The following is a 551-nucleotide window of genomic DNA, read 5'->3' on the forward strand; positions in this document are numbered from 1 at the left end:
GCCTGGACCGCAACGAAGAAGCGCGGCTGCTGGCCGAAGCGGCCCGCCAGATCGAACGCGTGGGCCTGGCCCCGCACATGTACGACGAAGCCGGCAGCCTCGCCCTGGGCCAGCAGCGCATCCTCGAAATCGCCCGGGCGCTGTGCTCCGACCCCTGCCTCTTGCTGCTGGACGAACCGGCCGCCGGCCTGCGCTACAAGGAGAAGGAAGCCCTGGGCGAGCTGCTGAAGAAGCTGCGTGCCGAAGGCATGGCCATCCTGCTGGTCGAGCACGACATGGACTTCGTCATGGGCCTGGTGGATCGGGTGGTGGTGATGGAGTTCGGCGAGAAGATCGCCGAAGGCCTGCCGGAAGAGGTGCAGCAGAACCCCAAGGTGCTCGAAGCCTACCTGGGCGGCGTGGAGTGATGAGCATGAGCAATCAACAAGGCAGCCAAAGCAACCCGAGCAACCAGCCCGCCAGCAAGGTGCTGGAAGTGCAGGACCTGTGCGTGTCCTACGGCAAGGTCGAAGCGCTCACCAACGCCAACCTGGTGGTGGGCGAAGGCCAGA

The 551-nt window shown here is 65.7% G+C and carries 1 protein-coding gene and 1 pseudogene; both read left to right on the forward strand.

Going from position 1 to position 551, the window contains the following annotated elements:
* On the forward strand, positions 1-407 hold a 407-nt coding region (locus tag GRF61_RS24270; protein WP_169153174.1), incomplete at its 5' end, for an ATP-binding cassette domain-containing protein.
* Positions 408-412: 5 nt separating this feature from the next.
* Positions 413-551, forward strand: a pseudogene (locus tag GRF61_RS24990) (ABC transporter ATP-binding protein); the annotation flags it as partial.

The organism is Azoarcus sp. TTM-91, assembly GCF_012911025.1.
Classification (GTDB): domain Bacteria; phylum Pseudomonadota; class Gammaproteobacteria; order Burkholderiales; family Rhodocyclaceae; genus Azoarcus.